We start from the raw sequence: 25,817 nt of genomic DNA on the forward strand, positions 1-25,817 counted from the left end.
GACTTGCTCGCGACAGGTCCCTATCAGGCGAGCGAGATACCGGGGTTCAAGCCCCAACCCCCGCCGTTGTGCGCAACCTTCCTTCAACCCGCCGCTTCAAACGCCGCTGCTCCAGCACCAACCGCGAACCGTGGGCCGCACCGCTACGCCCCCAATCCTCCAGCAATTCCAGGCAGGAATGGTCGATGTAGCTCAGGTTGCCCAACGGTACATGCAGGGTGGTCCCAGCCGGCACGCTGTCCAGCACCTGGGTCAACGCCGGGACCTTGAGGAAAGTCGCCGCGCCGCTCATGCGCAGTTCCATGTGTCCCGGCTCGGTCCGTTGCGACAGGTTGATCTTCAACCGCGCCGCCTTCAGCGCCAGGGTCAGCAAGGTCAAGGCAAAGCCCAGCAAAACGCCACTCAACAGGTCGGTGAAGATGATCGCCAGAGCGGTGGCCGCATAGGTGAGCATCGGCATGCGCCCGTAGCGCCCAAGGCTGCGCAAGGCCTTGATGTCCACCAGTTTCACCCCGGTGTACACCAACACACCCGCCAGGCTCGCCACTGGAATCTGCTGCAACACGCTGCTCAACGCCACCACGAACGCCAGCAACCACAGCCCATGCAGGATCGCCGAAGCGCGGGTCTGCGCACCGGCCTGCACGTTGGCCGAGCTACGCACGATTACCCCGGTCATCGGCAATGCGCCAAGCAGGCCGCATAGCATGTTGCCGATACCCTGCGCCGACAGCTCGCGGTCGAAGTCCGAACGCTGGCCGCTGTGCATGCGGTCCACGGCTGCGGCAGACAGCAGCGTCTCAGCACTGGCGATGAAGGCCAGGGCGAAGGCCGCCACCAGCAGGGTCGGATCAGCCAGCTTGAGCAGGTCGTCCAGGCGCAGCCAGTCGATGGCCTCGGACAAGTCGGCCGGCACCTGCACCCGGTTCACCGGCAACGCCAGCCACAGGCTGACCGCCGTCATCGCAGCAACCCCCAGCAGGGCGCCCGGGATGAAGCGCACGCGCTGCGGGCGAAAACGCTCCCAGCCCCACATGATCGCGATAGTACCCAGCCCCAGCGCTCCGGCCTGCCAGCCAGCGCCTGCGCTCTCCAGCGGCAGTGCCGCCGCCAGGGTGGCCGGGAAGCCCAGCAAGTTATCCATACCCGAGGGTTGCGGCGCTGTGTCGAACATCACATGCACTTGCGACAGCACGATCAGCACGCCGATACCGGCCAGCATGCCGTACACCACCGCTGGTGCAGTGACCCGGAACCAGCAACCCAGGCGAAAGCGTCCCGCCAACAGTTGCAGCACGCCTGCCAGCAACAGGATCGGCCCGAGCATCGCCATGCCGTGCTGACGTACCAGCTCGAACACCAGCACCGCCAGGCCCGCCGCCGGGCCGCTAACTTGCAGCGGCGAGCCCGCCAGGAAGCCCACCACGATGCCACCGATGATGCCAGTGATCAGGCCCTTGGCCGGTGGCATACCCGAGGCGATGGCGATGCCCATGCACAGCGGCAGCGCCACCAGAAACACCACCACTGAGGCCAGTAATTCGCGCGGCAGGGCCGCTTTGATCTGTGTCTTGTTCACCATGAAGCTCCTTTCTCGATCACGGCCATCCCGCTGGCCGCAGGCACGGGGATCCCTGAATCGCGCGCAGGCGCAGGCCGCCAGCGGACGTGCCGGCAAGCGAGTCAGGGAAATTCAAGGCAGGCGAAGGCCGCGCCGCACCCATTGGGTGCAGCCGGCTATCAAGGTCTGTTCAGCGTGACAGGGTCGCTTAGTAGCGGCCTCTCGGAGTGGCGCAGGGAATCGATTCGCCCGAGGTCAGCGGCAGGAAGCTGTCGCTGGCGGCATCGTAGGCTTCGATCTGGCTGGTTTCGATGTCGTAGATCCAGCCGTGGATGTGCAACTGACCGGCCGCCAGGCGCGAGGCCACCGACGGGTGAGTGCGCAGGTGATGCAACTGGGCGATGACGTTTTCCTTGGTCACCAGCTGCATGCTCTCGTGCGGGGTACCGCAGCTGCAGTTGTCCTCGACCACGGTGCGAGCCACTTCAGCGTGGCGCAGCCAGGCAGAGACGGTCGGCATCTTGGCCAGCGATTGCGGGTTGAGCACCGCACGCATCGCACCGCAGTCGGAGTGGCCACAGATGATGATGTGGTGCACGCCCAGGGCCAGCACGGCGTACTCGATAGCGCTGGAAACGCCGCCGTTCATCTGGCCATAAGGCGGAACCACGTTACCCACGTTACGGGTGACGAACAGGTCGCCCGGCGAGCTCTGGGTGATCAGTTCAGGGACGATGCGCGAGTCGGCACAGGTAATGAACATCGCGCGGGGCTTCTGCGCGGTGGCGAGCTTCTTGAACAGCTCTTGCTGCTCAGGGAAGACGTCGTTGTGGAAGCGCAGGAAGCCGTCGACGATATGCTTGAGGGCAGCATCGGCACTTTCGGCGGGTGCAGCCGGGACGGCCTTGGAAGGGTCCTTGACGGGCATGATTCATCCTCTTGACGGTTGTGGGTACGTTCCATGTTACCGGGGAAAGATTATGGCTATGCGAGGATTTAGATGACACGCACAGGTAATTAATCACAGCCGCGGTGGACTGATTTCCTACGCTAGCGGAGAAAACTTAACTGAAACTTAATTGGGAGGCTCTAGAACGGGCGTTCCAGATAAAAAAGGCGGGAACCGGATAATAGCAAAAAAACATCAAATGCCAATAGCCACTAATGATTTTATGAGGTGGCATGAGTGACATTCCGGGTAACTCGCCGAACACACCGACACGCCAGTGGCGACCGATCAGAACAACGCCATCTGCCCACCCGGCGGGCAGAACGCCGTGCAGTCCAGCGCCAGCGCTTCACGCCCTGCAAAGCCCAACTGCCGCGCGGCCTTGCGAAACCGCTGCTCAAGCAGTTCGGCGAACACCCCTTCACCGCGCATACGCACCCCAAAACGGCTGTCGTACAGCTCACCCCCTCGGCTCTGTCGGATCAAGCTCAGCACATGGGCGGCGCGCTGCGGGTAGTGATCGTGCAACCACTGCTCGAACAGCGGCGCCACCTCCAGCGGCAGACGCAGCAGCATGTAGGCGGCACTCTGCGCGCCGGCACCATGGGCGGCTTGCAGCAGGTGCTCCAGCTCGCGGTCGTTGATCATCGGGATCATCGGCGCGCACAGCACCCCCACCGGCACCCCGGCCTCGCGCAGCACACGGATAGCTCGAAGACGTGCGTTAGGCGCCGCCGCACGGGGCTCCAAGGTACGCTTGAGCTGGTCGTCAAGTGTGGTCAGGCTGACCATCACCCGCACCAGGCGCTGGCTGGCCAGTTCAGCCAGCAGGTCGAGGTCGCGCAGCACCAACGCGCCCTTGGTGACGATGGTCACCGGATGACGGTAACGCAGCAGCACCTCGAGCAGACGCCGGGTCAGTCGCTGTTCGCGCTCGATGGGCTGGTAAGGGTCGGTGTTGGCCCCCAGGTTGATCGGCGCACAGACATAGCCCGGCTTGCTCAACTGTTGTTCGAGCACCTCGGCGGCGTTGGTCTTGGCAATCAGCTTGGTCTCGAAATCCAGCCCAGGGGAGAGGTCCCAGTAGGCATGGCTGGGGCGTGCGTAGCAGTAGATGCAGCCGTGCTCGCAACCGCGATAGGGATTGATGGACCGGTCGAAAGGTAGGTCGGGCGAGGTGTTGTGGCTGATGATGGTCTTGGCCGTCTCGATCCGCACCTCGGTACCCTGAGTGGACGGGACCTCATGGTGCCAGCCATCGTCCTCTACCACCGAAACGCGTGCAGCGAAGCGGTTATGCGGATTATGCGCCGTACCACGGCCTTTTTGCGGGGCTGGAGGAATCATGATGTCGCACCTTTACTGTATATAAATACAGTATCGCGATAATGCTGACGCCTCCAGCACCTTCGATCAGGTCAAGCGATGATAGGCGAGGTAGGCCTCATCGTTCGGCTCGCGCCCCAGGAACATACGCATCCCGTCGAGCAACGGTCGCGCGGCACCGGGGTCGAGCAAGGCCGTTTGCAGTGCCAGGCCGGTGTTGCGATCCGTCAGGCCATTGGCCTGAAAGCGCGAGAACAGGTCGAAGGCGTGCACGTCCGACCAGACATACGCGTAGTAGCCCGCATCGTAGTAACTCAACAGGTAATCGAAGCTGTGCGCGGGGTGCTCGTACGCCTCCAGCGGCCAGTACCCACAACGGGCACGCGCATCGGACAAGCGCTGGCGCAGGGGCCTGCCATCGTTCGGCGTGGTGTGCAAATCCAGGTCGAACAAGGCCAGCGATAGATTCTCCGCGGCCTTGTCCAGCTGGTCCAGGCGCAGGTTCTCCAGCAAACGCTCGAGCTCGGCCTGGGGCAGGCTGGCGCCGTGGTCCTTGTGCGCCGACATGTCGGCCAGAAAACCTGCGTCCCATACCCAGCGCTCGAACAGATTACCGAACACCTCCACCCCGTCGGCCCCCAGCCCCCTGATGTCCGAGTTCAGCTGGTTGGTGGTGCGTACCAATACACAGTGCAACGCATGCCCAAACTCATGGAACAGCTTGCGCAGGGCCAGGTGATCCAGCAGCGGCGGGCTGCCAGCGGGTGGCTGCGCAATATCGCTGAACACAATGGCCACTGCAGGATGGAAGCGTCCTTCGGCGTCGACTCGGCGGTTATGTACAAAGCGGGTCTCAACCTGGTCAGGGACCTTACCTGGGTACTGCAACGCATCTACGTAGAGGTAGCCAACCCGTGCATGATCGAGCCATACCTCGAACGCCTCGACGGATGCCTGCCAGACCGCCATCTTGGCCGGGGCGCGCACCAGTTGTACGCCAAACACTCGCTGCGCCAGGGACTGCAAGGCTTCGAGCACCTTGGCCAGGGTAAAGTACTCGCTGAAGGTATCCATGCCGGGCAACTGGGCCGCCTGGCGCTCCAACTGCTGCACGTAGGCCCGGTCCCACGGTTGCAGACAGTCCAGCCCAAAATCACTCGCCAGGCTTTCCAAAGCGGCGCGACGCTGCGTCATGATCGGCTGGATCCGCTCCGCCAGCCCGTTCAGGAAGGCCTGGACTTGTGCCAGGGAGCCGGCGCTCTTGGTCTTCAAGCTCAGTGTCGAATGATCGGCGAAACCGAGCAAACGGGCTTTCTCGTCACGTGCCTGGGCCAGCGCCAGCAGCACCGCGCCGTTGTCCTGACGTTCAGCGTCCCCCACGCCGCGCTGGTGATGACGGCGGTACGTCGTCTCGCGCAGCTCGCGATCGCTCGCCCCCTCGAGGATCAGGCGCGTCGAGTCCTTGTCGGCACCAATCAACCAACCGTCCATTCCCTCTGCCTTGGCTTTTTCCGCCAACTCCGCCAAGGCCCGCGCCGGCATGCCGAGCAGTTGCGCGGCATCCGTGACGAGGTGGCCGTCCAACTGCATGTTCGCGCCAAACTGCCCGACCAGATCGAGAATGCGTGCCTGACAGGTGACCAGCCTGGCCTTGCCGGCCTGATCGAGCGCCGCACCGTGCAACAAGAACGCGTCGCGGTGCCCGTTCAGGGCCGCGCGTTCATGGGCATCCAGGCTCATGCCTTGCGGACTCTCGGCAAGGCGTTGGTACAGGCCCTGAAGCACACTATCGGCAAGTTTTTCATCCAGGCGCGCCACCATTTGGCCATACAGCTCGTTGACCAGGTCGATCCAGTCATCGCCTCTGTAGGCCAGCGGCGAAGCCGCCATCAGGACGGCGATCAGCGTCGCATCGAGGGCATCGACAGCAAGCACCAGGTCGTCCCAGGTGGGTTGTTCGCCTTGGTCAGCGATGATTCGGGCAATACCCTCACGGTGGGCATCGAGGGCGTGGGCGAATGCCGCGCGGGTATTGTCCAGGGTCACCGCATCGTAATCGATCGGTGTGGCACTGGGCTGCAGAAGGGGATTATCGGTGGACATGAGGCAATCTCGCGCTATGAATGAGCGAGCGAGCATGCCCTGTCAGCGGTTAGCCGCTGCGTTGAATAGCTACCACCTACGCGCAACAGGCGGCCCGGCCAGCATCGCCAAGCCGCCTGTTGGCGTTACTCAGTGGGTTTCTTCAACTTCGGATTGGGGAAGAACTGCACCGTCTGTACCTTGGCCGGCGCCGGTTTCGGCGCCAGCTGGTTGACCCGAGTGCCGATTTCCTTGGGCACTGACAGTCCCTGCTCATTGAGGGTGTCGGTGAAACCACAGGACACGCACTCGCGGTGCGGCACCTCGTCCTCGTTCCACATCATCAGCTTGTCCATCTCGCTGCACGCGGGGCACACGGCCCCGGCGATGAAGCGTCGCTTGGTCTTGCTCACGGCTACCTCACTCATGCCGCCGCGTCCTCGGTGAGGCCACTGTGGCGCAACAGTGCATCGATGGAAGGTTCACGGCCCCGGAAGTCGACGAACAGCACCATCGGCTCGCGGGAGCCACCACGAGCCAGAATCGCCTCGCGGAAGGCGCGGCCGGTCTCGGCATTGAGCACGCCTTCTTCTTCGAAACGCGAGAAGGCATCGGCCGACAGCACTTCAGCCCACTTGTAGCTGTAGTAGCCCGCCGCATAGCCCCCGGCGAAAATGTGCGCGAAGCTGTTGGGGAAGCGGTTGTACACGGGAGGACGCATCACCGACACTTCGTCGCGCACGCCTTCGAGCACTTGCAGCACGCTGCGTCCATCGCCGTGGGTGGCGTGCAACTCGAAGTCGAACAGCGAGAACTCCAGCTGACGCACCATCATCATGCCGGACTGGAAGTTCTTGGCCGCCAGCATCTTGTCCAGCAGGTCCTGAGGCAGGGCTTCGCCAGTCTCGTAGTGACCAGAGATCAGCGCCAGACCCTCGGGCTCCCAGCACCAGTTCTCCATGAACTGGCTCGGCAGCTCAACCGCGTCCCAGGCCACACCGTTGATGCCGGAAACCCCGGCATGCTCGATGCGGGTCAGCAGGTGGTGCAGGCCATGGCCGAACTCGTGGAACAACGTGGTGACCTCATCGTGGGTCAGCAATGCAGGCTTGCCGGGCGCCGCCGGAGTGAAGTTGCACACCAGGTTGGCCACCGGGCTTTGCAAGCTGCCGGACGCGGTACGACGGCGGTCGCGCGCACCGTCCATCCAGGCGCCGCCGCGCTTGTTGGCGCGGGCGTACAGGTCGAAGAAGAAGCGCCCGACATGCTGGCCGTTTTCGCTGATCTCGAACAGGCGCACATCCGGGTGCCAGCTGTCGAAGCCCTTGAGTTCGGCGATTTCGATGCCGTACAGGCGCTGCACGATGCTGAACAGACCATCGAGCACCTTGTCGATCGGGAAGTAGGCGCGCAGGGTTTCCTGGGACACACTGTAGCGCTGCTCCCGCAGCTTCTCACCGAAGTAGCCGGCGTCCCAACTGGCCAGCTGCGCAGTGCCTTGCTCGGCGGCATACGCCTTGAGCTGCTCCAGGTCCTGGGCGGCGAACGGTTTGGAGCGCTTGGCCAGGTCGCGCAGGAAGCTCAGCACCTGGTCACTGGACTCGGCCATCTTGGTGGCTAGGCTCAGTTCGGCGAAGTTCGCATAGCCCAGCAGGCCCGCCAGCTCCTGACGCAAGTCGAGGATCTGCTGCATCACCGGACCATTGTCGAACTGGCCGGCGTTCGGACCCTGGTCGGAGGCGCGGGTGCAGTAGGCCGCATACAGCTCTTCGCGCAGGGCGCGGTCGCTGGCGTAGGTCATCACCGCGTAGTAGCTGGGGAATTCCAGGGTGATCAGCCAGCCGTCGAGGCCTTTGGCTTGGGCGGCGGCGGCCATCTGCGCCTTGGCCGAGTCGGTCAGGCCATCCAAGGCAGCCTCGTCGGTGACATGCTTGGTCCAGGCCTGGGTGGCATCAAGCAACTGGTTGGAGAAGCGGCTGCCCAACTCGCTGAGCTTGCTCTGCACCTCGGCGTAGCGGCGCTGCTTGTCAGCCGGCAGGTCGATACCCGACAGGCGGAAATCGCGTAAGGCGTGGTCGATGATGGTCTTCTGCGCCACGTCGAAGCCGGCGGCTTCAGGGCTTGCGGCCAGGGCCTCGTAGGCCTCGAACAGGGCGCGGTTCTGGCCCAGTTCGGTGGAATAGGCGCTCAGCGCCGGCAGGCACGCTTCATAGGCCTCGCGCAGCTCCTTGCTGTTGCACACCGCATTGAGGTGGCTGACCGGGCTCCAGGCAGCGCCCAGGCGGTCGTTGAGTTCGTCCATAGCCAGCACCAGGCCGGCCCAGGTAGGGTTCTTGCCCTGCTTTTCGAGGATCTCGGCGATGGCCTTGCGGTTGTCGGCGAGGATCTGCTCGATCGCCGGCAGCACATGCTCGGCGCGGATTGCCGAGAAGGGCGGCAGATCATGGGACTGCAGCAGCGGGTTGTTCGCACTCACGGTTCGGGTACCTTGGCAGGAGAAACACACGACCATCTTAATTACAATCGACGCCGACCGCAGCAGGCAGCCTGCCTATCGGCATTGCAGAGGAACACTATCATGGCCCTCCGGACGTTCCGGGAACACACGCCGAAAGTTGGACCACGCGCCTTCGTCGACCGTTCGGCGGTGGTCATCGGCGATGTCGAGATCGGTGAAGACAGCTCGATCTGGCCGCTGACGGTGGTGCGCGGCGACATGCACCGCATCCGCATCGGCGCGCGCACCAGCGTGCAGGATGGCAGCGTGCTGCACATCACCCACGCCAGTCCCTTCAACCCCGACGGTTTTGCGCTGGTCATCGGCGACGAAGTGACCATCGGCCATAAAGTCATGCTGCACGGCTGCACCCTCGGCAATCGCATCCTGGTGGGTATGGGCAGCACCATCATGGATGGTGCCATCGTCGAGGACGAGGTGATTATTGGCGCTGGTAGCCTGGTGCCGCCGGGCAAGCGCCTGGTCAGCGGCTACCTGTACATGGGCAGCCCGGTGAAGCAGGTACGCCTGCTGAGCGAGCAGGAACATGCGTTCTTCCCCTACACCGCGGGTAACTACGTCAAGCTCAAGGACCAGCATTTGGCAGAAGGCTACGACGAATAACCCTCAAGGGCACACCGCCGCTCCCGTAGAAACTTCCAGACACGAGTTGACCATGCACCAGCAAAACATCCTCTTCGACCTCGATGGCACACTCACCGACCCGCGCCAGGGGATTACCCGTTCGATCCAGTATGCCCTGGCCAAGCTGGGCATCGACGAGCCCGACCTGACCCGCCTCGAACACTTCATCGGTCCCCCCTTGCTGCAGGCCTTCATGCAGTTCTACGGTTTCGACGAAGCCAAGGCCTGGGAGGCGGTCAACTTCTACCGCGAGCGCTTCAAGGTCACCGGCCTGTACGAGAACCATGTGTTCGACGGCGTGCCCGAGCTGTTGCAAGCGCTCAACGACCAAGGCCGCACCCTGTACATCGCCACGTCCAAGCCCTGGGCGTTCGCCCGTGAAATCGCCCGGCACTTCGCCTTCGACCGGCATTTCAAGGTGATCTACGGCAGCGAGCTGGACGGCACCCGGACCAACAAGGTCGAGCTGATCCGCCATCTACTGGACGAGGAGGGCCTGGATCCGGCACACACGCTGATGATCGGTGATCGCAAGCACGACCTGATCGGTGCGCGCAGCAATGGCCTGCAAGCGGTAGCGGTGGGCTATGGCTTCGGCAGCCGCGAGGAGCTGGAGGCCGAGGCGCCGGCGTTTCACTTCCAGACACTGACCGAGCTGCACCAGGCGTTCGTGCGCTGACGAATCAGGGCCGCTGTGCGGCCCTTCACAAGGTATCAATGGCGCGGCATCAGCTCACCAAGCGCAGCCTTGCGCTGCAAGGCCGACATGCGCCCCAACTTTTCGACCTGTGCATAAAATTTCAGCCAATCCCTGTCAGCATTCTCGAACAGCTGGGAAAACGCCGGCACCCATTGGTCATAAAGTCCAAACGGCAGTAGCTTGGCATTGTTCAACGGCGCATACATCCACGCATCGAAACGCCGATCACCATGCCAGTCTCGGTCACGCACTTCACGGTACTCAGCACGCAGCCGCGCGAACTCAGCTTGTTTGGCCTCGCGCTTTCTGGCCTGGTCCAATGGTCCCGCATAGATCGCCTGCAAGCGCTCGCGGCTAGCCAGTACCAAGCGGATGAACTGCTCGCGCTGCGCCGCGCTGCCATCCTCGATCGCCCCAAGCCCACGGGCAGCACGCCATTGCCGCGTGCCTTCCTGCTCCACGAACGAGGCGAACGACTCGTTGAACGCGGTATCGTCCTTCACGTAGAAACGTTGATGCGCCAGTTCGTGGAAGATCACCGTGGCCAAGCGCTCATCGCCCCAGCCGGTCATGCTCGACAAAATTGGATCGTCGAACCAGCCCAGGGTCGAATAGGCCTCCACCCCGCCCACGTACACATCCAGCCCCTGCTGGCGCATCAAAGCCGCCGCGCCACGTGCGGCGCCCGGCTGGTAGTAGCCACGGTAGGCCACGCAACCGGCAATCGGGAAGCAGTGGGTCAGCGGCTGCAACGACAGCTCCGGGGTAGCGAACACGTTCCACACCACGTAAGGCCGACCAAGCTCCACGTACACCCGGTAGCTGCCGTTGTCCGGCAATTTCAGCTGCGCACTGGCAAAGGCCCGGGCCTGTTCGGCGAGCAGCAGGCGCTGGCGTAACGCCGGGCCGGTGGCCGGGTCGTCGATCACTTGCTGCACCGGCTCGCGGTCACGCAGCAGTTGCCACTGGCCGTTGGCGAGCTGTGCGTAGTAGCCAAGGCTTGAGCAACCGCTCAGCAGAACGCCCAGGGCGAGGGGAACAAAGCGCGTGAAAACACGGTCCAGAGCCCGACGGCTGCAGCGCCTGAAAAGCACACGTCCATACATAGAGGCTGTCTATCTCGCTCGTCGGCCGAATGCGACCAAGACTATCTCGCCAAGGGGAGCTTCGCCATGCGTACTCGGTTTGCCGTAGGCACACTCATGCTGCTGTCAGGTTGTGCCACGTTGCCCGACCCGGACCCGAACCAGGCCTGGATAGACCTGAGCGCGCACGACGACACCTCCCTGCATGCCCTGCAAGTGGACGAACGCGACTGGGCAGACACCCGCTACTTCGAAGTACCGCCCGGCAATCACGAACTGACCGTGCGCTATCAGTTCGCCGTTGCGCCGAGCAATATCGGCCCGGTGCAAAACCCGCTGTGGCGCGATTGCCAGCTCAACCTGACGTTCAAGGACTTCAACGCCGGCCAGCGTTACCAGATGCAGGCCGGTAGCATCGGTTTTCGGCCCTGGATCAAACTCTACGACCAACAGCGCAAGCTGATTGGCCAGGGTGAACCTGCGGGCTGCCAACGCACCTGAAGATCATGAACGGCGCTATGCTTAAAGCCTATGAACCGCGAGCGGAGTTCTACCATGCGCCAGCCTTTGATGCTCATCGCCCTTAGTGCGCTGGGGGCGTGCGCAAGCCCTTTGCCTCCTGTCGACCCCGGCAAGGCCTGGGTCGATCTCTCCACCACCACCCCCGGTCGAACCATCATGGCCGACCGTCTGGATGGCCAACGCCTCAACGATGGCCGTTACTTCCAGGTATCACCCGGCAAGCACGAACTGGTGGTGCGCTTCGATTTCGAGGTGTACTCCGGCGGGCTCACCTCCGAGCCGACGGAACGGACCTGCTACCTCACCGTGCGCTTCAACGACTTCAAGGCAGGTGAACGCTACCGCCTGGAAGCGCGGGCACCGGTGATGCAGCCACAGCTGCTGATGTACGACGCCAGCCGCAAGGTGGTGGTAGACGAGCCCAGCGAGGTGTTTTGCATTCCGTGATAACGCCCCTGTGGGAACGTAATGCTGCTCTCCCTGGGCTGCTTCGCAGCCCATCGCGGCATAAGGCCGCTCCTACACCGACCGCGCAAGCCGACATTCACGGGCTAGTGCGAAGGTTGTAGGAGCGGGCTTGCCCCGCGAACACCGGCGCAGCCGGTACCATCCACCGCGTCGCGGTGGTCCGGTTCAAGCCGTTTTCAGGCATTGGTCAAGGCAGTTGCACCTACCGATCATTCTTCTGGTAAATGATTTTCTTGGTCCCGCCATCACAGCTGCCCACCACCATGCTCGAATCGCTGACGTCAGCGTTGGGTACGATTTCCAAGGTGTAGGAGGTCACTCCACTGGCCTGGATCTTGGTTTCGATCTCGGCCTTGAGTTCCTCGCACGGCTTGGGAGCCGCCAAAACAGCCGTGGCCAAAGTCGATGCCAACACGGCGATTGCTACGCGGATCATGGAACGCTTCCTCAAAGGGCAGGCGGCGCTGCCGACGTTGGTTAGACTACCGCAACGCGCCGCCGTTGCGCCCTACTGCAGCAAGGTCGCGTCGAGCGTGATCGAGGCGTTGAGCACCTTCGACACGGGGCAGCCGGCCTTGGCCTGGTTGGCGATCTCCTGGAACTTCGCCTCGCTCGCACCGGGCACCTTGGCCTTGAGGGTCAGGTGCACCGCAGTGATGGCGAAACCGTCAGGCTGCTTGTCCAGGCTGACCTCGGCGATGGTGTCGATACGCTCGGGCGTCAATCCCGCTTCGCCCAGCATCATCGACAGCGCCATGGAAAAACACCCTGCATGGGCGGCGCCGATCAGTTCCTCGGGGTTGGTCCCCGGCGTGCCCTCGAAGCGCGTGTTGAAGCCATAGGGGTTTTGCTTGAGCGCCCCGCTTTCTGTGGACAACAGGCCCTTGCCGTCCTTCAGACCACCTTGCCAGATCGCCGATGCTGTCTTCTTCATGTTGCCTCCTGGTACTGGGTTGACTACCTAGAAATGTGAGGACAGCGCCGACGCCAAGTTCAGATCAATCCCAGGCCAGCCATTGAATCCACCGAATGTGCCCATACACAGTCCATAGGGCCTTCGGGCCAACCATCCATTGCGGAGGCTCCAATGACGCACCTGCGAGACCTGAAAATTTCCACCCTCGACCTGGTGCCCGTGCGCGCCGACAGCGGCCCTGCACAGTCGCTGCGCAATTCGCTGGACCTGGCGCAACACGTTGAGCGCTTCGGCTACCAGCGTTTCTGGGTGGCCGAGCACCACAACATGGACGGCATCGCCAGCTCCGCCACGGCGGTACTGATCGGCTACCTGGCCGGCGGCACCTCGACCATCCGCATCGGTTCTGGCGGCGTGATGCTACCCAACCACGCGCCGCTGGTGATTGCCGAGCAGTTCGGCACCCTGGCCAGCTTGTATCCGGGTCGCATCGACCTGGGGCTGGGCCGCGCGCCGGGCTCAGATCAAATGACCGCGCATGCCCTGCGCCGCGACCGCGCCGGCAGCGCTGACGACTTCCCAGACGATGTCGAGGAGCTGTCACGCTATCTCGGTCCGCGTACCGATGATCAAAAAGTGATCGCCGTCCCAGGCCACGACACCGAGGTGCCGATGTGGCTGCTCGGCTCCAGTCTGTTCAGTGCGCAGTTGGCAGGCATGCGCGGCATGCCCTATGCGTTCGCCTCGCACTTCGCACCGCGCTACATGCACGAGGCGATCCGCATCTACCGCGACCACTTCAAGCCGTCGACCAGCCTGGATAAACCCTACGTGATGCTCGGGGTGCCGATGGTGGTGGCCGAGACCGACGAGAAAGCCGAGTACCTGGCCACGTCGGTGTACCAGCGCATCCTCGCCCTGATGCGCGGCCAGAGCTTGATGCAGCGCCCTCCGGTGCAGAGCATGAACGGCCTGTGGCTACCCCACGAACGTGAAGCGGTGAGCAGTTTCCTGGGCTTGGCGATGATCGGCAGCCCGCAAAAGGTGCGGGCAAAAGTGGAGGTGTTGCTGGAGCAGACAGGGGCCGATGAATTGATCTTCACCAGCGACCTGTACGAACACGCCGACCGGATTCGCTCTTATGAACTGATGGCGCAGGCGCTAAAAACCGAGTGAGAGGCCTCGCAGGTAACCGCCCCCACAGCGACCGTGCGCGTTGCGCCGGGTGCCACCTGTGGGGGCGGATACCCGCGAAGAGCGCTGCAGCTTAGCTGCGCTTGTAGACAATCTCCTTGGTCCCTGCCTCGCAGGTGCCGACGACCTTGCCCGCCACTTCACCCTTGGCCACTTCACCCTTGTTGACGATCTTCAGTGAATACCCTGTGACCCCCTTGGCATCGAGCTTAGCGGCGATTTCCGCCTTGAGTTCCTCGCACGGCTTGCCCGCCGCCAAAGCCCCGCCCGCCAGTGCCATCAGCCCCATCGCAACGATCAACTTCTTCATCTAGCGCATTCCTTGTACAGATAGAAAGTCGAAAAGGGCGCAGCCGCTGCGCCCCCCTCTGGCTAATTACCCCATCGCGCCGGGCAAAGCCAGCCCGGATCTCGATCAGCTGTTGGCGATACGGAAACCCACCTTCAGCGTCACCTGGAAATGCGCAGCCTTGTTATCGCGGATGTGCCCGCGCGTATCGACCACTTCGAACCACTCAAGGTGCTTGATGCTCTTGCCGGCCTCAGCCAGGGCATTGTTGATCGCATCCTCGATGCTGGTCGGCGAGGATCCCACCAGTTCGATTTTCTTGTAGGTGTGATGATCGGACATGAGCGCTCTCCTTTTGCGTGAACCGTCAGTTGAGCCTAGCAGCGCAGGCCTGGTTTACCTGCGAGCACACTTGGCCCTGCAAAGTTCGATCGCACTTTCGGCAGGCGGTGTAGTCGCAACCATTACACCCATTCACTGCGAAGGAGAGTCACCATGGCCCACAACTCGCTGCGCAAGACCTCGCTGGAAAGCATGGAAGCGGAGATCGAGAGCCTGCTCAAGGCACTGGAGCACCTCAAGCATGACGCCTCGGAAGAGTCCCACAAAACCATGAAGGCGCTGCGCGGCAATGCCGAGAACGCCCTCAAGCACTCGCGCAGCCTGCTCAGCGATGCCTACGAAGAGGTCAAGACCCGCACCCGCGAAACCAGCATCGCCACCCGTGACTATGCTCAGCAGCATCCCTGGACCACCGCAGGTGTGGCCGTTGGCGCCCTAGGCCTGTTGGCCGCCTACCTGATGTGTCGCCGCAACTAACCAGCTTGCTGCGCAAGCGCCTGGCGCAGCCACTGCGCCAGGCGTTCTGCGCGCCCATCGGCAGCGCGCCGAGGCACCCACAGGGCCAAGGCCGCGCGGGTAGGGGAAAAGCCCCAGGGCGCGGCCAAACGCCCGGCCTTCAGGTCGTCCGCCACCAGCGGCTGTGGCGCGATGGCCACCCCCAGGCCTGCGACCGCTGCCTCCAACAGGTAGTACAGATGCTCGAAGGCCTGGCCGTACTCGAGCACATCGCCTGCCAACCCATTCTGCTCTGCCCATGTCGGCCAGGCTTGCGGCCGGGACGTGGTATGAAGCACCACTTCTTGCTGCAATGCCTCGGCTGACGCGGCTTTCAAACGATCGTAGCCTTCGAAGTGCGGGCTCAGCACTGGGCCGATACGTTCCTCGGCAAGCACATGCACCTGCATGTCTGCCGGCCACGGCGGCTCAGCGAACACCAGCAACGCGTCCAGGCCAGGGCGGCGCGGGTCGAGGTCGCCTTCGCCGGCTGACAGGTGCAGGCGCAACTCTGGCAGGTCGGCTTTCAAGCGTCCGAGCCGGGGTATGAACCAGCGCGCCAGCAAGCTACCAGAGCAGCCCAACACGAAGGGCGCCTCGAACGCGTCCCGCGATAGCTCGGCGCAGACGCCGCGCAAGCGGTCGAACGCCTCGAAGCTGGCATCGCGCAGACGAATACCGGCATCTGTGAGTTTGACGCCACGCCCGTCCTTGACGAACAGCGCCACACCCAGATGCTCTTCAAGGACCTTGATCTGCCGGCTTACCGCGCCATGGGTCACGTGCAGCGCTTCGGCAGCTTGGCTGACGCTGTTGAGCCGGGCAGTCGCCTCAAAGGCGCGCAAGGCGTTGAGCGGGGGAAGGTCGTGGGCCATTTTACTTGTGAGTTTTTCTGACAGGTTTGCGCAATCTTATCGGTTTTCATGACAGCGTGCGCTAGTTAGAGTAAAGCCCATCGACGGTGTTGGTTTCTTCGCGGGCAAGCCCGCTCCCACAGGGAAGGTGTAAACCTGAGGATGACCTCGATCCTGTGGGAGCGGGCTTGCCCGCGAAGAAGCCAACACGGTACCAACCCCTTACACCGCCTATGGAGCGTCCCATGACCCAGACCCAATATCGCGCCGGCCCAGATGCCAACGGCCTGTTCGGCGCGTTCGGCGGCCGCTACGTGGCCGAAACCCTGATGCCGCTGGTGCTGGACCTGGCCCGCGAGTACGAAGCTGCCAAGGCCGATCCTACGTTCCTCGAAGAACTGGCCTACTTCCAGCGCGACTACATTGGCCGTCCCAACCCGCTGTACTTCGCGGAACGCCTGACCGAACACTGCGGCGGCGCGAAGATCTTCTTCAAGCGTGAAGAACTCAACCACACCGGCGCGCATAAGGTGAACAACTGCATCGGCCAAGTGCTGCTGGCCAAGCGCATGGGCAAGAAGCGCCTGATCGCCGAGACCGGCGCCGGCATGCACGGTGTCGCAACCGCCACCGTGGCCGCGCGCTTCGGCCTGCCCTGCGTGATCTACATGGGCGCCACCGACATCGAGCGCCAACAGGCCAACGTATTCCGCATGAAGCTGCTGGGCGCCGAGATCGTGCCCGTCACCGCCGGCACCGGCACGCTGAAAGACGCCATGAACGAGGCCCTGCGCGACTGGGTCACCAACGTCGACGACACCTTCTACCTGATCGGCACCGTGGCCGGCCCGCACCCGTACCCGGCGATGGTCCGCGACTTCCAGTCGATCATCGGCAAGGAAACCCGCGCCCAGTTGCACGAGAAGGAAGGGCGACTGCCCGACAGCCTGATCGCCTGCGTCGGCGGCGGCTCCAATGCCATGGGCCTGTTCCATGAGTTCCTCGACGACGCCAGCGTGCGCATCATCGGCGTCGAAGCCGGCGGCCACGGCGTGAGCACCGACAAGCACGCGGCCAGCCTCAACGGTGGCGTACCTGGCGTGCTGCACGGCAATCGCACCTACCTGCTGCAAGACGGCGACGGCCAGATTACCGACGCGCATTCGATCTCCGCTGGCCTGGACTACCCCGGCATCGGCCCGGAACACGCCTACCTGCATGAAGTGAAGCGCGTGGAGTACGTCAGCATTACCGACGACGAGGCCCTGGACGCCTTCCACACCTGCTGCCGCCTCGAAGGCATCATCCCGGCGCTGGAAAGCGCCCACGCCCTGGCCGAGGCGATCAAGCGCGCCCCGACCCTGCCCAAGGACCACCTGATGGTGATCTGCCTGTCCGGTCGTGGCGACAAGGACATGCAAACCGTGATGACCCACATGGCCGCCCAGGAGAAACAGGCATGAGCCGTCTCGAACAACGCTTTGCCGAACTGAAAGCCGAAGGCCGCGCGGCCCTGGTCACCTTCGTCACCGCCGGCGACCCAGGCTACGACGCCTCGCTGCGCGTGCTCAAGGGCCTGCCCGCCGCAGGTGCCGACGTAATCGAGCTGGGCATGCCCTTCACCGATCCGATGGCCGATGGCGTGGCCATCCAACTGGCCACCCTACGCGCCCTGGAAGCGGGCCAGACGCTGGCCAAGACCCTGAAAATGGTGCGTGAATTCCGCGTCGACAACCAGACCACGCCGATCGTGCTGATGGGTTACTACAACCCGATCCACCGTTTCGGTGTGCAAGCGTTCGTCGCCGAGGCGCAAGCCGCTGGCGTCGATGGCCTGATCATCGTCGACCTGCCGCCGGAGCACGACGCCGAGCTGGCGACCCCGGCCCAGGCCGTTGGTATCGACTTCATCCGTCTGACCACCCCGACCACTGACGACGCGCGACTGCCGCGTGTGCTGGAGCGTAGCTCCGGGTTCGTCTACTACGTGTCGGTGGCAGGCGTCACCGGTGCAGGCTCGGCAACGACCGAACAGGTAACCGAAGCGATCACCCGGCTGCGCCGCCACACCGACCTGCCGGTGAGCGTCGGTTTTGGTATCCGTACGCCCGAGCAAGCGGCGGCCATCGCGCGCCTGGCCGATGGCGTGGTGGTGGGTTCGGCGCTGGTCGACAAGATCGCCCAGGCCAAGGACGCTGACCAGGCTGTCGACGACGTGCTGAGCCTGTGCTCGGCGCTGGCTGAAGGTGTGCGCGGCGCGCGGCGCTAGCAGCGCCAGCCCGCTCCCACGCGTGCAGCGCCAGCTTGAAGCTAGGCGCGCCTCTGTGGAAGCGGGCTTGCCCGCGAAGCATCGCAAAGCAACTGGCTGGCCGGTGTAGGCCTAACCTGCAAAAATCGACAGGTCCAGCGGCCTGACCGCGCCCATCCAGATCGCATGGTCGCGGTGATCGGCCAACTCATCGCCCGTCAGCGGGTGCAAGAACACCACCAGCCCTTTGCGATACAGCGCCAGCCACGGCAACACCACGCCCACCAACTCCGGGCCGAAGGCCAGCTGACAGCTCCAGTCCGGGTGCGGGCCGACCGGTTTCTGGTGCATACGCCCCATGCTCACGCCAAACAGCCGCGTCGCCTCTTCGCACAGCTCGCGGGCCTGCTCCATGGTCGATGCGTCGTAGTACACGTGGGCGTGGTAACCCTTGATCCTTTGCACGGTGGCTCCTGTTTAGACAGCGTTTTGCCTTAGCATCGGCGTTGTCTGCTTCGCGGACAAGCTCGCTCCCACATGAAAAGTCTGGCGCGGTCCCGACGGTGGGTTGCGCAGCAACCCCAGTTACGACCCACGCTCCTGCTCCAGCCAATCCACGAACCGCTCGATCAACGCCCCGCGCCGCTTACGCGGCGGCAGCACCGCGTAATACCCGCGTGTCGAGCGCAAACTGCCCTCCAACGGGCGGCACAACAGCCCTTGCTCAACCAAGCCGTCTACCAGGTGTGCCCAGCCAATCGCCACGCCTTGTCCGGCGATTGCCGCCTGGATCAGCAGAGTGTAGTTGTCGAACCGCAGTTGTCCGGCAGGCGGCGGGCTATCCACACCCAGCCCTCGAAACACCCCAGCCCAGTCGAACCAGCGGCTGGCCTGCTCGCCCTTCAGATGGAGCAACGGCAACCGTTGCAAGGCCACGGCTGACAAGGGTTTGTCACGGATCAGACGCGGGCTGCAGACGGGAAACACCTCTTCGTCGAACAGCCATCGGGGCTCACCTTGGTGAAAGCGCCCATCGCCGAACAGCACCGCCACGTCGATGTCCGGGCGCAACATGCCCTGGCTGCGCTCACCGGTCACCAGACTCACATCCACGTGCGGATAGGCTGCGTGAAAACGTTGCAGCCTGGGCATCAACCAGAACGCGGCGAAGGCGAAATCAGTGGCCACCTGCAATACCTCGCGCTGGCCACGCCCACTGACCTGCGCCACCCCTTCGTCCAGGGCCTGCAAGCCTTGTTGCACCTGCTCGAACAGCACCTGGCCTGCCTCGGTCAGCTCGATGCCTCGGTAGATGCGGTCGAACAGCCGGGTACCCAATTGCACTTCCAGGCGCTTGACCTGCTGGCTCACCGCCGGCTGTGTGGTGCCCAGTTCGAGCGCAGCGGCGGTGAAACCACGCAGGCGGGCGGCGGCTTCGAATACGCGCACGGTGTCGAGCGACAAGTCAGCGAGGTGGTCATACATAAGCTGGGCTAATCCCACTCATTGCCCGGCATGGGCTTTACCGCCTTTATCCACAGCAGCATGCTCGATTGCAAGCACTCCCCATAACAATCGAAGATGGAAGGCACACCAGTGAAGCGACCCAACATCCTGTTCATCATGGCCGACCAGATGGCCGCGCCGCTGCTGCCGATCTACGCCCCGTCACCGATCAAGATGCCTAATCTGGCCCGGCTTGCCGAGCAGGCGGTAGTATTTGACGCCGCCTACTGCAACAGCCCCCTGTGCGCGCCGTCGCGCTTCACCCTGGTCAGCGGCCAACTGCCAAGCCGCATCGGCGCCTACGACAATGCCGCCGACTTTCCCGCCGACGTGCCCACCTATGCCCACTACCTGCGTCGCCTCGGCTACCGCACGGCGCTGTCGGGCAAGATGCACTTCTGCGGCCCCGACCAGTTGCACGGCTACGAAGAACGTCTGACCAGCGACATCTACCCGGCCGACTATGGCTGGGCGGTGAGCTGGGATGAGCCACACGTGCGCCCGAGCTGGTACCACAACATGTCGTCGGTGCTGCAAGCCGGGCCCTGCGTGCGCACCAACCAACTGGATTTCGACGAGGAGGTGGTGTTCAAGGCTCGCCAGTACCTGTACGACCACGTGCGCCAAGGCGATGACCGGCCATTCTGCCTGACCGTGTCGATGACCCATCCCCATGACCCGTACAGCATTCCCCAACACTACTGGGACTTGTACGAGGCTGTGGATATTCCACTACCGTGCGACGAAATCCCCCAGCACCAGCAAGACCCGCATTCAAAACGCCTGCTCAAGGTCTACGACTTGTGGGACAAGGCCCTGCCTGTGGATAAAATCCGCGACGCCCGCCGCGCCTACTTCGGTGCGTGCAGCTACATCGACGACAACATCGGCCAGTTGCTGCGCACTCTCGAAGAATGCAGCCTGGCTGACGATACGCTGATCGTGTTCTCCGGCGACCACGGCGACATGCTCGGCGAGCGTGGGCTCTGGTACAAGATGCACTGGTTCGAGATGTCGGCCCGGGTGCCGCTGCTGGTGCACGCGCCGCAACGCTTCAGACCCGCGCGGGTCAGCGCCAACGTGTCCACCTGCGACCTGCTGCCCACCCTGGTGGAACTGGCCGGCGGCGCTGTGGATAAACAACTGCACCTGGATGGCCGCTCGCTGCTCGGTCACATGCAAGGGCAGGGCGGGCATGACGAGGTGATTGGCGAGTACATGGCCGAGGGGACGCTCGGCCCGCTGATGATGATCCGCCGTGGCGCCTACAAGTTCGTGTACAGCGAGGACGACCCATGCCTACTCTTCGACCTGAGCCGCGACCCGCACGAGCGGGAGAACCTCACCGGCAGCCCAGACCACCAAGCGCTGCTGCAGGCATTTGTCGATGAGGCACGCCAGCGCTGGGATATCCCCAGCCTGCGCCAGCAGGTGTTGGCAAGCCAACGGCGCCGCCGCCTGGTGGCCGAGGCACTGGCCATCGGCAAGCTGAAAAGCTGGGACCATCAACCGTTGGTGGACGCCAGCCAACAGTACATGCGCAACCATATCGATCTCGATGACCTCGAGCGCAAGGCACGTTATCCACAGCCCGCACCCCTGGATTGAGCAGAGAGGCCGCCATGCAGAAGTTCTCCACCGCAGTGATCGCCCTGGCCCTGGGCCTGGGCACCGCCCATGCCGCCGACAGCGACGCGCAATGCAGCACCGTGAAGCTGGCCGACCCCGGCTGGAGCGATATCGCCAGCACCAACGCCATAGCCCGCCTGCTTCTGGAAAGCCTGGGCTATCAGGTGAAGGTCGACAGCCTCGCCGTACCGATCATCTATGGCGGCCTTAAAGACGGCCGGGTAGATGCTTTTCTCGGCAACTGGATGCCGGCGCAGCAGGGCTTCCATGACAAGTTCGTCGCCACCGGCGATGTGCAGCGCTTGTCGCGCAATCTGAAGGGTACCGAATTCACCCTCGCGGTACCGGACTATGTGTGGGACGCCGGGGTGAAGGACTTCGCCGACCTACAAAAACACGCCGCACAGTTCGACAAAAAGCTCTACGGTATCGGCTCCGGCGCGCCGGCCAACCTATCGTTGAAAGAGATCATCGACAACAATCAGTTCGGGCTGGGCCAGTGGAAGCTGGTGGAGTCCAGTGAGCAGGCGATGCTGACGCAGGTGGACCGGGCAGTGAAGAAACAGCAGTTCATCACGTTCCTGGGCTGGACCCCGCACCCGATGAACGTGAAGCTGAAGATGCACTGCCTGACCGGCGGCGAGCAGTGGTTCGGCAGCCAGGGTGAGGTGTACACCCTGACCCGCAAGGGTTATCCACAAGCCTGCCCGAATGCCGCCAAGCTGCTGGGCAACCTGACGTTCACCCTGGACATGGAAAACGCCATCATGGCCGAGGTTGTGGATAAAAAAGTGAGTTTCGACGACGCGGCCAAGGCCTGGGTCAAGGCGCACCCACAGGTACTGGAGGGTTGGCTGGCCGGGGTGACGACCAAGGCCGATGGCGATGCAACAGCGGCAGTAAAAGCCAAACTCTGAGTTTCGTCTGCTAGGCCTCCTACAGGTGTGCGCATTACCCTGTAGGAGCGGCCTTGTGCCGCGAAACGAGGGCAGAGCCCTCGCCTGCGATCTCGAACCAGGAACACCCATGCCACGTCTAGACCACCTGCTGCCCTTCCTCACCTGGCTCCCCCGTCAATCGGGCCGCAGCCTGCGCCAGGATCTGCTGGTGGGTCTGAGCGGCGCCATCCTGGCCCTGCCACAATCGATCGCCTACGCGCTGATCGCCGGCCTGCCCGCCGAATACGGCCTGTACGCCGCCATCGTGCCGGTGCTGATCGCCTGCCTGTGGGGCTCGTCCTGGCACCTGATCTGCGGGCCAACGGCGGCCATCTCCATCGTGCTCTACGCCAGCATCAGCCCGCTGGCGGTGTCCGGCAGCGCCGACTATGTGACGCTGGTGCTGCTGCTGACCTTGCTGGGCGGCGCCTTCCAACTGCTGCTGGGGCTACTGCGCTTCGGGGCCTTGGTCAATTTCGTCTCGCATTCGGTAGTGCTCGGCTTCACCCTTGGCGCAGCGATCGTCATCGCCCTTGGCCAACTGCCCAATCTGCTGGGCCTGGACCTGCCAAGCCAGGCCACAGCGCTCAAAACCGTGCAGGACCTGGCCGGGCATGTCGGCGAAGTGGACCTGCCGTCGCTTGCGCTGGGCCTGGCCACGCTGGTGATCGGCGTCGCCCTCAAGCTCTGGCGTCCACGCTGGCCGAGCCTGTTGATCAGCTTGCTGCTGGTAAGCCTGGGGGCTTGGTTGTTGCCGGGTTACTTCGGCCATGTGCCCAGGGTGGCGGCGTTCACCGGCCAGCTCCCGCCGTTCAGCCCGCTGCCGTTGCTGGACCTGGAACTGATACTGCGCCTGCTGCCCAGCGCGGTGGCGGTGGGTATGCTGGGGCTGGTGACGAGCCTGTCGATCGCGCGCTCATTGTCGGCGCGTTCGGAACAGCTGATCGATCCAGATCAGGAAATCCGCGCACAGGGCCTGTCGAACATCGCCGGGGCGTTTTTTTCCGGCTACCTGTCCGCTGGGTCCTTCACCCGCTCGGGCCTTAGCTTGGAAGCCGGGGCACGCTCTCCGCTGGCCGGGGTGTTCTCGGCACTGTGGGTGGCGCTGTTCGCGCTGGTCGGCGCCGGGCTGATCGCCCACCTGCCGCTCCCGGCGATGGCCGGTAGCATCCTGCTGATCTGCTGGGGGCTGGTCGACCATCGCGGCATCCGCGCGTTGTTCCGGGTCAGCCGTTCGGAGTTCGTGGTGATGGCACTGACCGCCGCCGCGACCCTGCTACTGGAACTGCAAACGGCGATCTACGCCGGAGTGCTGGCGTCGCTGTTCTTCTACCTCAAGCGCACCTCGCGGCCACGGGTGCAGCAGAGCCGGGAAGGGCAGGCGGATGTGCTGCGCGTGGGTGGATCGATCTTCTTCGGCGCCGCACATTACTTGCAGGTATGTTTGCAGCGTTGCGAGGGGCCGCATGTGGTGATCGATGCGCGGCAGGTGAACTTCATCGATTACTCGGGCGTGGACATGCTGCACCGCGAGGCGCGACGCTTGATGCGCCAAGGCGGCAGCCTGACGCTGCAGGGCGCACGCGCGCAGGTGGTGGAAGAGTTGCAGAAGCTGGAAGGGGTGCAAGGTTGCCCGATCCGTTTTACAGATTGATCGAGACCGCTCGCGAAGGGCCGCACAGCGGCCCTGAGAAGTCTGCTTAGGCGCGCGCTAGCTGCCGGCGCAGCTCATCCAGCACCGGCCCGGTTTCAGGCCGCACCCCGCGCCAGATGAAGAACGCTTCAGCCGCCTGCTCGGCCAGCATCCCCAGCCCATCGAGCACCTTGGCCGCACCCAGCCGGGTCGCCCATTCGCAAAACGGCGTAGGCGTCTTGGCATACATCATGTCGTAGCACACCGTACGCCCGGCCTCGACCAAGCTGTCGGCGATCGGCGGCAGCTCACCGGACAGGCTCGCCGAGGTGGCGTTGATGATCACATCGACCGGTTCCTGCAACCAGGCAAACCCGCTGGCCACCACCGGCCCCAAGGCATCGAACTCACGCGCCAGTTGCTCGGCTTTTTCCACCGTGCGGTTGGCGATCACCAGCGATTGCGGTCGGTGCGCCAGGATCGGCTCCAGCACACCGCGCACCGCGCCGCCGGCACCCAGAATCAGAATGCGCTTGCCGGCCAGCGACACCCCAGCGTTCACCGTCAGGTCGCGCACCAGCCCCGCGCCATCGGTGTTGTCGCCTTGCAGCGTGCCGTCGGCCAGCTTGCTCAGGGTGTTCACAGCGCCTGCCCGCTGCGCCCGCGGGGTGAGGCTGTCACACAGGCGATAGGCCTCTTCCTTGAACGGCACGGTGACGTTGGCACCGCTGCCTTGCTTGAAGAAGCCCCGGGCACAATCGCTGAAATCATCCAGCGGCGCCAGCAGCGTGGCGTACTCGAGCTGCTCGCCGGTCTGCTCGGCGAACAAGCGGTGGATCAACGGCGACTTGCTGTGGCCAATGGGATTGCCGAAAACGACGTACTGGTCCATGACGACTCCTTGGTTATCCACAGGCTTACTGGGCCAGCCAGTCGCGATCTTGCAGGAAGTATTCAGTCAGGCGCGCTTCCTCGCTGCCGGGTTCGGCCTTCCAGTCGTAGCCCCAACGGACCTGCGGCGGCAGCGACATCAGGATCGACTCGGTACGCCCCCCGGACTGCAAGCCGAACAAGGTGCCACGGTCATAGACCAGGTTGAATTCCACGTAGCGCCCGCGCCGGTATTCCTGGAATTCGCGCTGTTGCGGGGTATACGGGGTATCTTTGCGGCGCTGGACGATCGGCAGGTAAGCCTCGACATAGGCATCGCCGATGGCGCGGATGAAGGCGAAGCAGGTGTCGAAGTCCCATTCGTTCAGGTCATCGAAGAACAGCCCGCCAATGCCACGCGGCTCGCCACGGTGCTTGAGGTGGAAGTAGCGATCGCACCAGGCCTTGTAGCGCGGGTACACGTCGGCGCCGAACGGCGCGCAGGCCTGCTCGGCAACGCGGTGCCAGTGCACACAGTCCTCTTCATGGCCATAGTACGGGGTCAGGTCGAAGCCGCCGCCGAACCACCACACCGCCTCTTCACCTTCTTTTTCGGCAATGAAGAACCGCACATTGGCGTGGGACGTCGGCACATGCGGGTTGTGCGGGTGGATCACCAGCGACACGCCCAGAGCCTCGAAACCACGCCCCGCCAGCTCCGGGCGGTGCGCGCTGGCCGAAGGGGGCAGGCCTGCGCCGAACACGTGACTGAAGTTCACGCCGCCTTTTTCGATCACCTTGCCGTCACCGATCACCCGGGTACGCCCGCCGCCGCCCGCTTCACGCACCCAAGCGTCCTCGACGAAGCGGGCGCCGCCGTCCTCGTGTTCGAGGGCTGTACAGATGCGGTCTTGCAGGTCGAGCAGGTAGGCTTTTACGGCCTCGGTGCGGCTGGTCATCGGATCACCTGGACGGAGCGTGGAAAATTCGCCGCACAGCATACCACCGGCAAACCCCGCGCCGCAGTTGACGGCGATCAAGCAAAGGCGTCCGATAGAAGGCCTTTCC

At 63.7% G+C, this 25,817-nt stretch carries 27 protein-coding genes; 11 read left to right on the plus strand and 16 right to left on the minus strand.

Annotation, left to right across the window (positions count from 1 at the left end):
* Positions 1 to 46 precede the first annotated feature (46 nt).
* The 6 genes from ACNFIC_RS08120 to prlC all read right to left on the minus strand — a co-directional run bounded on the left by ACNFIC_RS08120 (position 47) and on the right by prlC (position 8,394).
* A complete protein-coding gene (locus tag ACNFIC_RS08120) occupies positions 47 to 1,582 on the minus strand; it encodes a SulP family inorganic anion transporter (RefSeq protein ID WP_171031016.1) in 1,536 nt (511 codons plus the stop codon).
* Positions 1,583 to 1,769: 187 nt separating this feature from the next.
* The gene (locus tag ACNFIC_RS08125; RefSeq protein WP_138221707.1) at positions 1,770 to 2,489 is read right to left on the minus strand and encodes a carbonic anhydrase; all 720 of its coding nucleotides are present in this window, start codon (positions 2,487 to 2,489) and stop codon (positions 1,770 to 1,772) included.
* Positions 2,490 to 2,798: 309 nt separating this feature from the next.
* Entirely contained in the window at positions 2,799 to 3,857 is a 1,059-nt protein-coding gene (locus ACNFIC_RS08130; RefSeq protein WP_416780694.1) for a PA0069 family radical SAM protein, read from the minus strand.
* A gap of 66 nt (positions 3,858 to 3,923) precedes the next feature.
* On the minus strand, positions 3,924 to 5,939 hold the full coding sequence (locus tag ACNFIC_RS08135) for a M3 family metallopeptidase (RefSeq protein WP_416780695.1): 2,016 nt from the start codon (positions 5,937 to 5,939) through the stop codon (positions 3,924 to 3,926).
* 125 nt (positions 5,940 to 6,064) lie between these two features.
* Positions 6,065 to 6,346: a YheV family putative zinc ribbon protein gene (locus ACNFIC_RS08140; protein ID WP_138221704.1), complete on the minus strand. Its 282-nt coding sequence runs from the start codon at positions 6,344 to 6,346 to the stop codon at positions 6,065 to 6,067.
* The gene (prlC, locus tag ACNFIC_RS08145; protein WP_416780697.1) at positions 6,343 to 8,394 is read right to left on the minus strand and encodes an oligopeptidase A; all 2,052 of its coding nucleotides are present in this window, start codon (positions 8,392 to 8,394) and stop codon (positions 6,343 to 6,345) included. The genes ACNFIC_RS08140 and prlC overlap by 4 nt, the downstream gene beginning before the upstream one ends.
* 102 nt (positions 8,395 to 8,496) lie before the next feature.
* Between prlC and ACNFIC_RS08150 the strand changes: the two genes are divergently transcribed.
* Together ACNFIC_RS08150 and ACNFIC_RS08155 are read left to right on the plus strand one after the other, a co-directional pair.
* Entirely contained in the window at positions 8,497 to 9,039 is a 543-nt protein-coding gene (locus ACNFIC_RS08150) for a gamma carbonic anhydrase family protein (protein WP_416780699.1), read from the plus strand.
* Positions 9,040 to 9,091: 52 nt separating this feature from the next.
* A complete protein-coding gene (locus tag ACNFIC_RS08155) occupies positions 9,092 to 9,739 on the plus strand; it encodes an HAD family hydrolase (RefSeq protein WP_138221701.1) in 648 nt (215 codons plus the stop codon).
* A 35-nt stretch (positions 9,740 to 9,774) separates the two neighbouring features.
* Here ACNFIC_RS08155 and ACNFIC_RS08160 read toward each other — a convergent pair whose 3' ends face one another.
* A complete protein-coding gene (locus tag ACNFIC_RS08160) occupies positions 9,775 to 10,854 on the minus strand; it encodes an aminopeptidase (RefSeq protein WP_416780701.1) in 1,080 nt (359 codons plus the stop codon).
* A gap of 78 nt (positions 10,855 to 10,932) precedes the next feature.
* Between ACNFIC_RS08160 and ACNFIC_RS08165 the strand changes: the two genes are divergently transcribed.
* Positions 10,933 to 11,346 (plus strand): hypothetical protein, encoded by a 414-nt coding sequence (locus ACNFIC_RS08165; RefSeq protein ID WP_138221699.1) that lies wholly within the window; start codon positions 10,933 to 10,935, stop codon positions 11,344 to 11,346.
* A 54-nt stretch (positions 11,347 to 11,400) separates the two neighbouring features.
* The gene (locus ACNFIC_RS08170; RefSeq protein WP_138221698.1) at positions 11,401 to 11,814 is read left to right on the plus strand and encodes a DUF2057 domain-containing protein; all 414 of its coding nucleotides are present in this window, start codon (positions 11,401 to 11,403) and stop codon (positions 11,812 to 11,814) included.
* A gap of 223 nt (positions 11,815 to 12,037) precedes the next feature.
* Here the strand turns inward: ACNFIC_RS08170 and ACNFIC_RS08175 are convergent, their stop codons facing one another.
* Positions 12,038 to 12,271, minus strand: a complete 234-nt coding sequence (locus ACNFIC_RS08175; RefSeq protein ID WP_138221697.1) for a DUF1161 domain-containing protein — start codon at positions 12,269 to 12,271, stop codon at positions 12,038 to 12,040.
* 72 nt (positions 12,272 to 12,343) lie between these two features.
* A complete protein-coding gene (locus ACNFIC_RS08180) occupies positions 12,344 to 12,769 on the minus strand; it encodes an OsmC family protein (RefSeq protein ID WP_138221696.1) in 426 nt (141 codons plus the stop codon).
* Between the two features lie 153 nt (positions 12,770 to 12,922).
* Between ACNFIC_RS08180 and ACNFIC_RS08185 the strand changes: the two genes are divergently transcribed.
* On the plus strand, positions 12,923 to 13,927 hold the full coding sequence (locus tag ACNFIC_RS08185) for an LLM class flavin-dependent oxidoreductase (protein WP_138221695.1): 1,005 nt from the start codon (positions 12,923 to 12,925) through the stop codon (positions 13,925 to 13,927).
* A gap of 91 nt (positions 13,928 to 14,018) precedes the next feature.
* Here the strand turns inward: ACNFIC_RS08185 and ACNFIC_RS08190 are convergent, their stop codons facing one another.
* Together ACNFIC_RS08190 and ACNFIC_RS08195 are read right to left on the minus strand one after the other, a co-directional pair.
* The gene (locus ACNFIC_RS08190) at positions 14,019 to 14,255 is read right to left on the minus strand and encodes a DUF1161 domain-containing protein (protein ID WP_416780704.1); all 237 of its coding nucleotides are present in this window, start codon (positions 14,253 to 14,255) and stop codon (positions 14,019 to 14,021) included.
* A 105-nt stretch (positions 14,256 to 14,360) separates the two neighbouring features.
* Positions 14,361 to 14,576 carry a dodecin gene (locus ACNFIC_RS08195; protein WP_042121737.1) on the minus strand — a complete coding sequence of 72 codons (216 nt, stop codon included), beginning with the start codon at positions 14,574 to 14,576 and terminating at the stop codon, positions 14,361 to 14,363.
* Between the two features lie 153 nt (positions 14,577 to 14,729).
* Here ACNFIC_RS08195 and ACNFIC_RS08200 point away from each other — a divergent pair, with 153 nt between their 5' ends.
* Positions 14,730 to 15,053 carry a DUF883 family protein gene (locus ACNFIC_RS08200; protein ID WP_138221693.1) on the plus strand — a complete coding sequence of 108 codons (324 nt, stop codon included), beginning with the start codon at positions 14,730 to 14,732 and terminating at the stop codon, positions 15,051 to 15,053.
* Here ACNFIC_RS08200 and ACNFIC_RS08205 read toward each other — a convergent pair.
* Positions 15,050 to 15,946 carry a LysR family transcriptional regulator gene (locus tag ACNFIC_RS08205; protein ID WP_416780707.1) on the minus strand — a complete coding sequence of 299 codons (897 nt, stop codon included), beginning with the start codon at positions 15,944 to 15,946 and terminating at the stop codon, positions 15,050 to 15,052. The two genes, ACNFIC_RS08200 and ACNFIC_RS08205, sit on opposite strands and share 4 nt — an antisense overlap.
* A gap of 224 nt (positions 15,947 to 16,170) precedes the next feature.
* Here ACNFIC_RS08205 and trpB point away from each other — a divergent pair, with 224 nt between their 5' ends.
* Positions 16,171 to 17,388, plus strand: a complete 1,218-nt coding sequence (trpB, locus tag ACNFIC_RS08210; protein WP_138221691.1) for a tryptophan synthase subunit beta — start codon at positions 16,171 to 16,173, stop codon at positions 17,386 to 17,388.
* Complete coding sequence (gene trpA, locus ACNFIC_RS08215) at positions 17,385 to 18,194, plus strand: tryptophan synthase subunit alpha (protein WP_138221690.1); 810 nt, start codon at positions 17,385 to 17,387, stop codon at positions 18,192 to 18,194. Before trpB ends, trpA begins: the two co-directional genes overlap by 4 nt.
* Positions 18,195 to 18,305: 111 nt before the next feature.
* On the opposite strand, the gene ACNFIC_RS08220 is transcribed toward trpA, so the two are convergent.
* Positions 18,306 to 18,638: a DOPA 4,5-dioxygenase family protein gene (locus ACNFIC_RS08220; protein ID WP_138221689.1), complete on the minus strand. Its 333-nt coding sequence runs from the start codon at positions 18,636 to 18,638 to the stop codon at positions 18,306 to 18,308.
* Between the two features lie 120 nt (positions 18,639 to 18,758).
* Positions 18,759 to 19,658, minus strand: a complete 900-nt coding sequence (locus ACNFIC_RS08225) for a choline sulfate utilization transcriptional regulator (RefSeq protein ID WP_138221688.1) — start codon at positions 19,656 to 19,658, stop codon at positions 18,759 to 18,761.
* 96 nt (positions 19,659 to 19,754) lie between these two features.
* Between ACNFIC_RS08225 and betC the strand changes: the two genes are divergently transcribed.
* From betC to ACNFIC_RS08240, 3 genes are all read left to right on the plus strand, one after another.
* Entirely contained in the window at positions 19,755 to 21,287 is a 1,533-nt protein-coding gene (betC, locus tag ACNFIC_RS08230) for a choline-sulfatase (protein ID WP_416780710.1), read from the plus strand.
* A gap of 14 nt (positions 21,288 to 21,301) precedes the next feature.
* A complete protein-coding gene (gene choX / locus ACNFIC_RS08235; RefSeq protein WP_416780712.1) occupies positions 21,302 to 22,225 on the plus strand; it encodes a choline ABC transporter substrate-binding protein in 924 nt (307 codons plus the stop codon).
* 109 nt (positions 22,226 to 22,334) lie between these two features.
* Positions 22,335 to 23,900, plus strand: a complete 1,566-nt coding sequence (locus ACNFIC_RS08240; RefSeq protein WP_416780714.1) for a SulP family inorganic anion transporter — start codon at positions 22,335 to 22,337, stop codon at positions 23,898 to 23,900.
* A gap of 46 nt (positions 23,901 to 23,946) precedes the next feature.
* Here ACNFIC_RS08240 and aroE read toward each other — a convergent pair whose 3' ends face one another.
* Positions 23,947 to 24,771 (minus strand): shikimate dehydrogenase, encoded by an 825-nt coding sequence (gene aroE, locus ACNFIC_RS08245; RefSeq protein ID WP_138221684.1) that lies wholly within the window; start codon positions 24,769 to 24,771, stop codon positions 23,947 to 23,949.
* A 25-nt stretch (positions 24,772 to 24,796) separates the two neighbouring features.
* The gene (gene hemF / locus ACNFIC_RS08250) at positions 24,797 to 25,708 is read right to left on the minus strand and encodes an oxygen-dependent coproporphyrinogen oxidase (protein ID WP_138221683.1); all 912 of its coding nucleotides are present in this window, start codon (positions 25,706 to 25,708) and stop codon (positions 24,797 to 24,799) included.
* Positions 25,709 to 25,817 lie beyond the last annotated feature (109 nt).

The sequence above is a fragment of the Pseudomonas sp. NY15463 genome, assembly GCF_048068415.1.
In the GTDB taxonomy this organism is placed as follows: Bacteria; Pseudomonadota; Gammaproteobacteria; order Pseudomonadales; family Pseudomonadaceae; genus Aquipseudomonas; species Aquipseudomonas mosselii_C.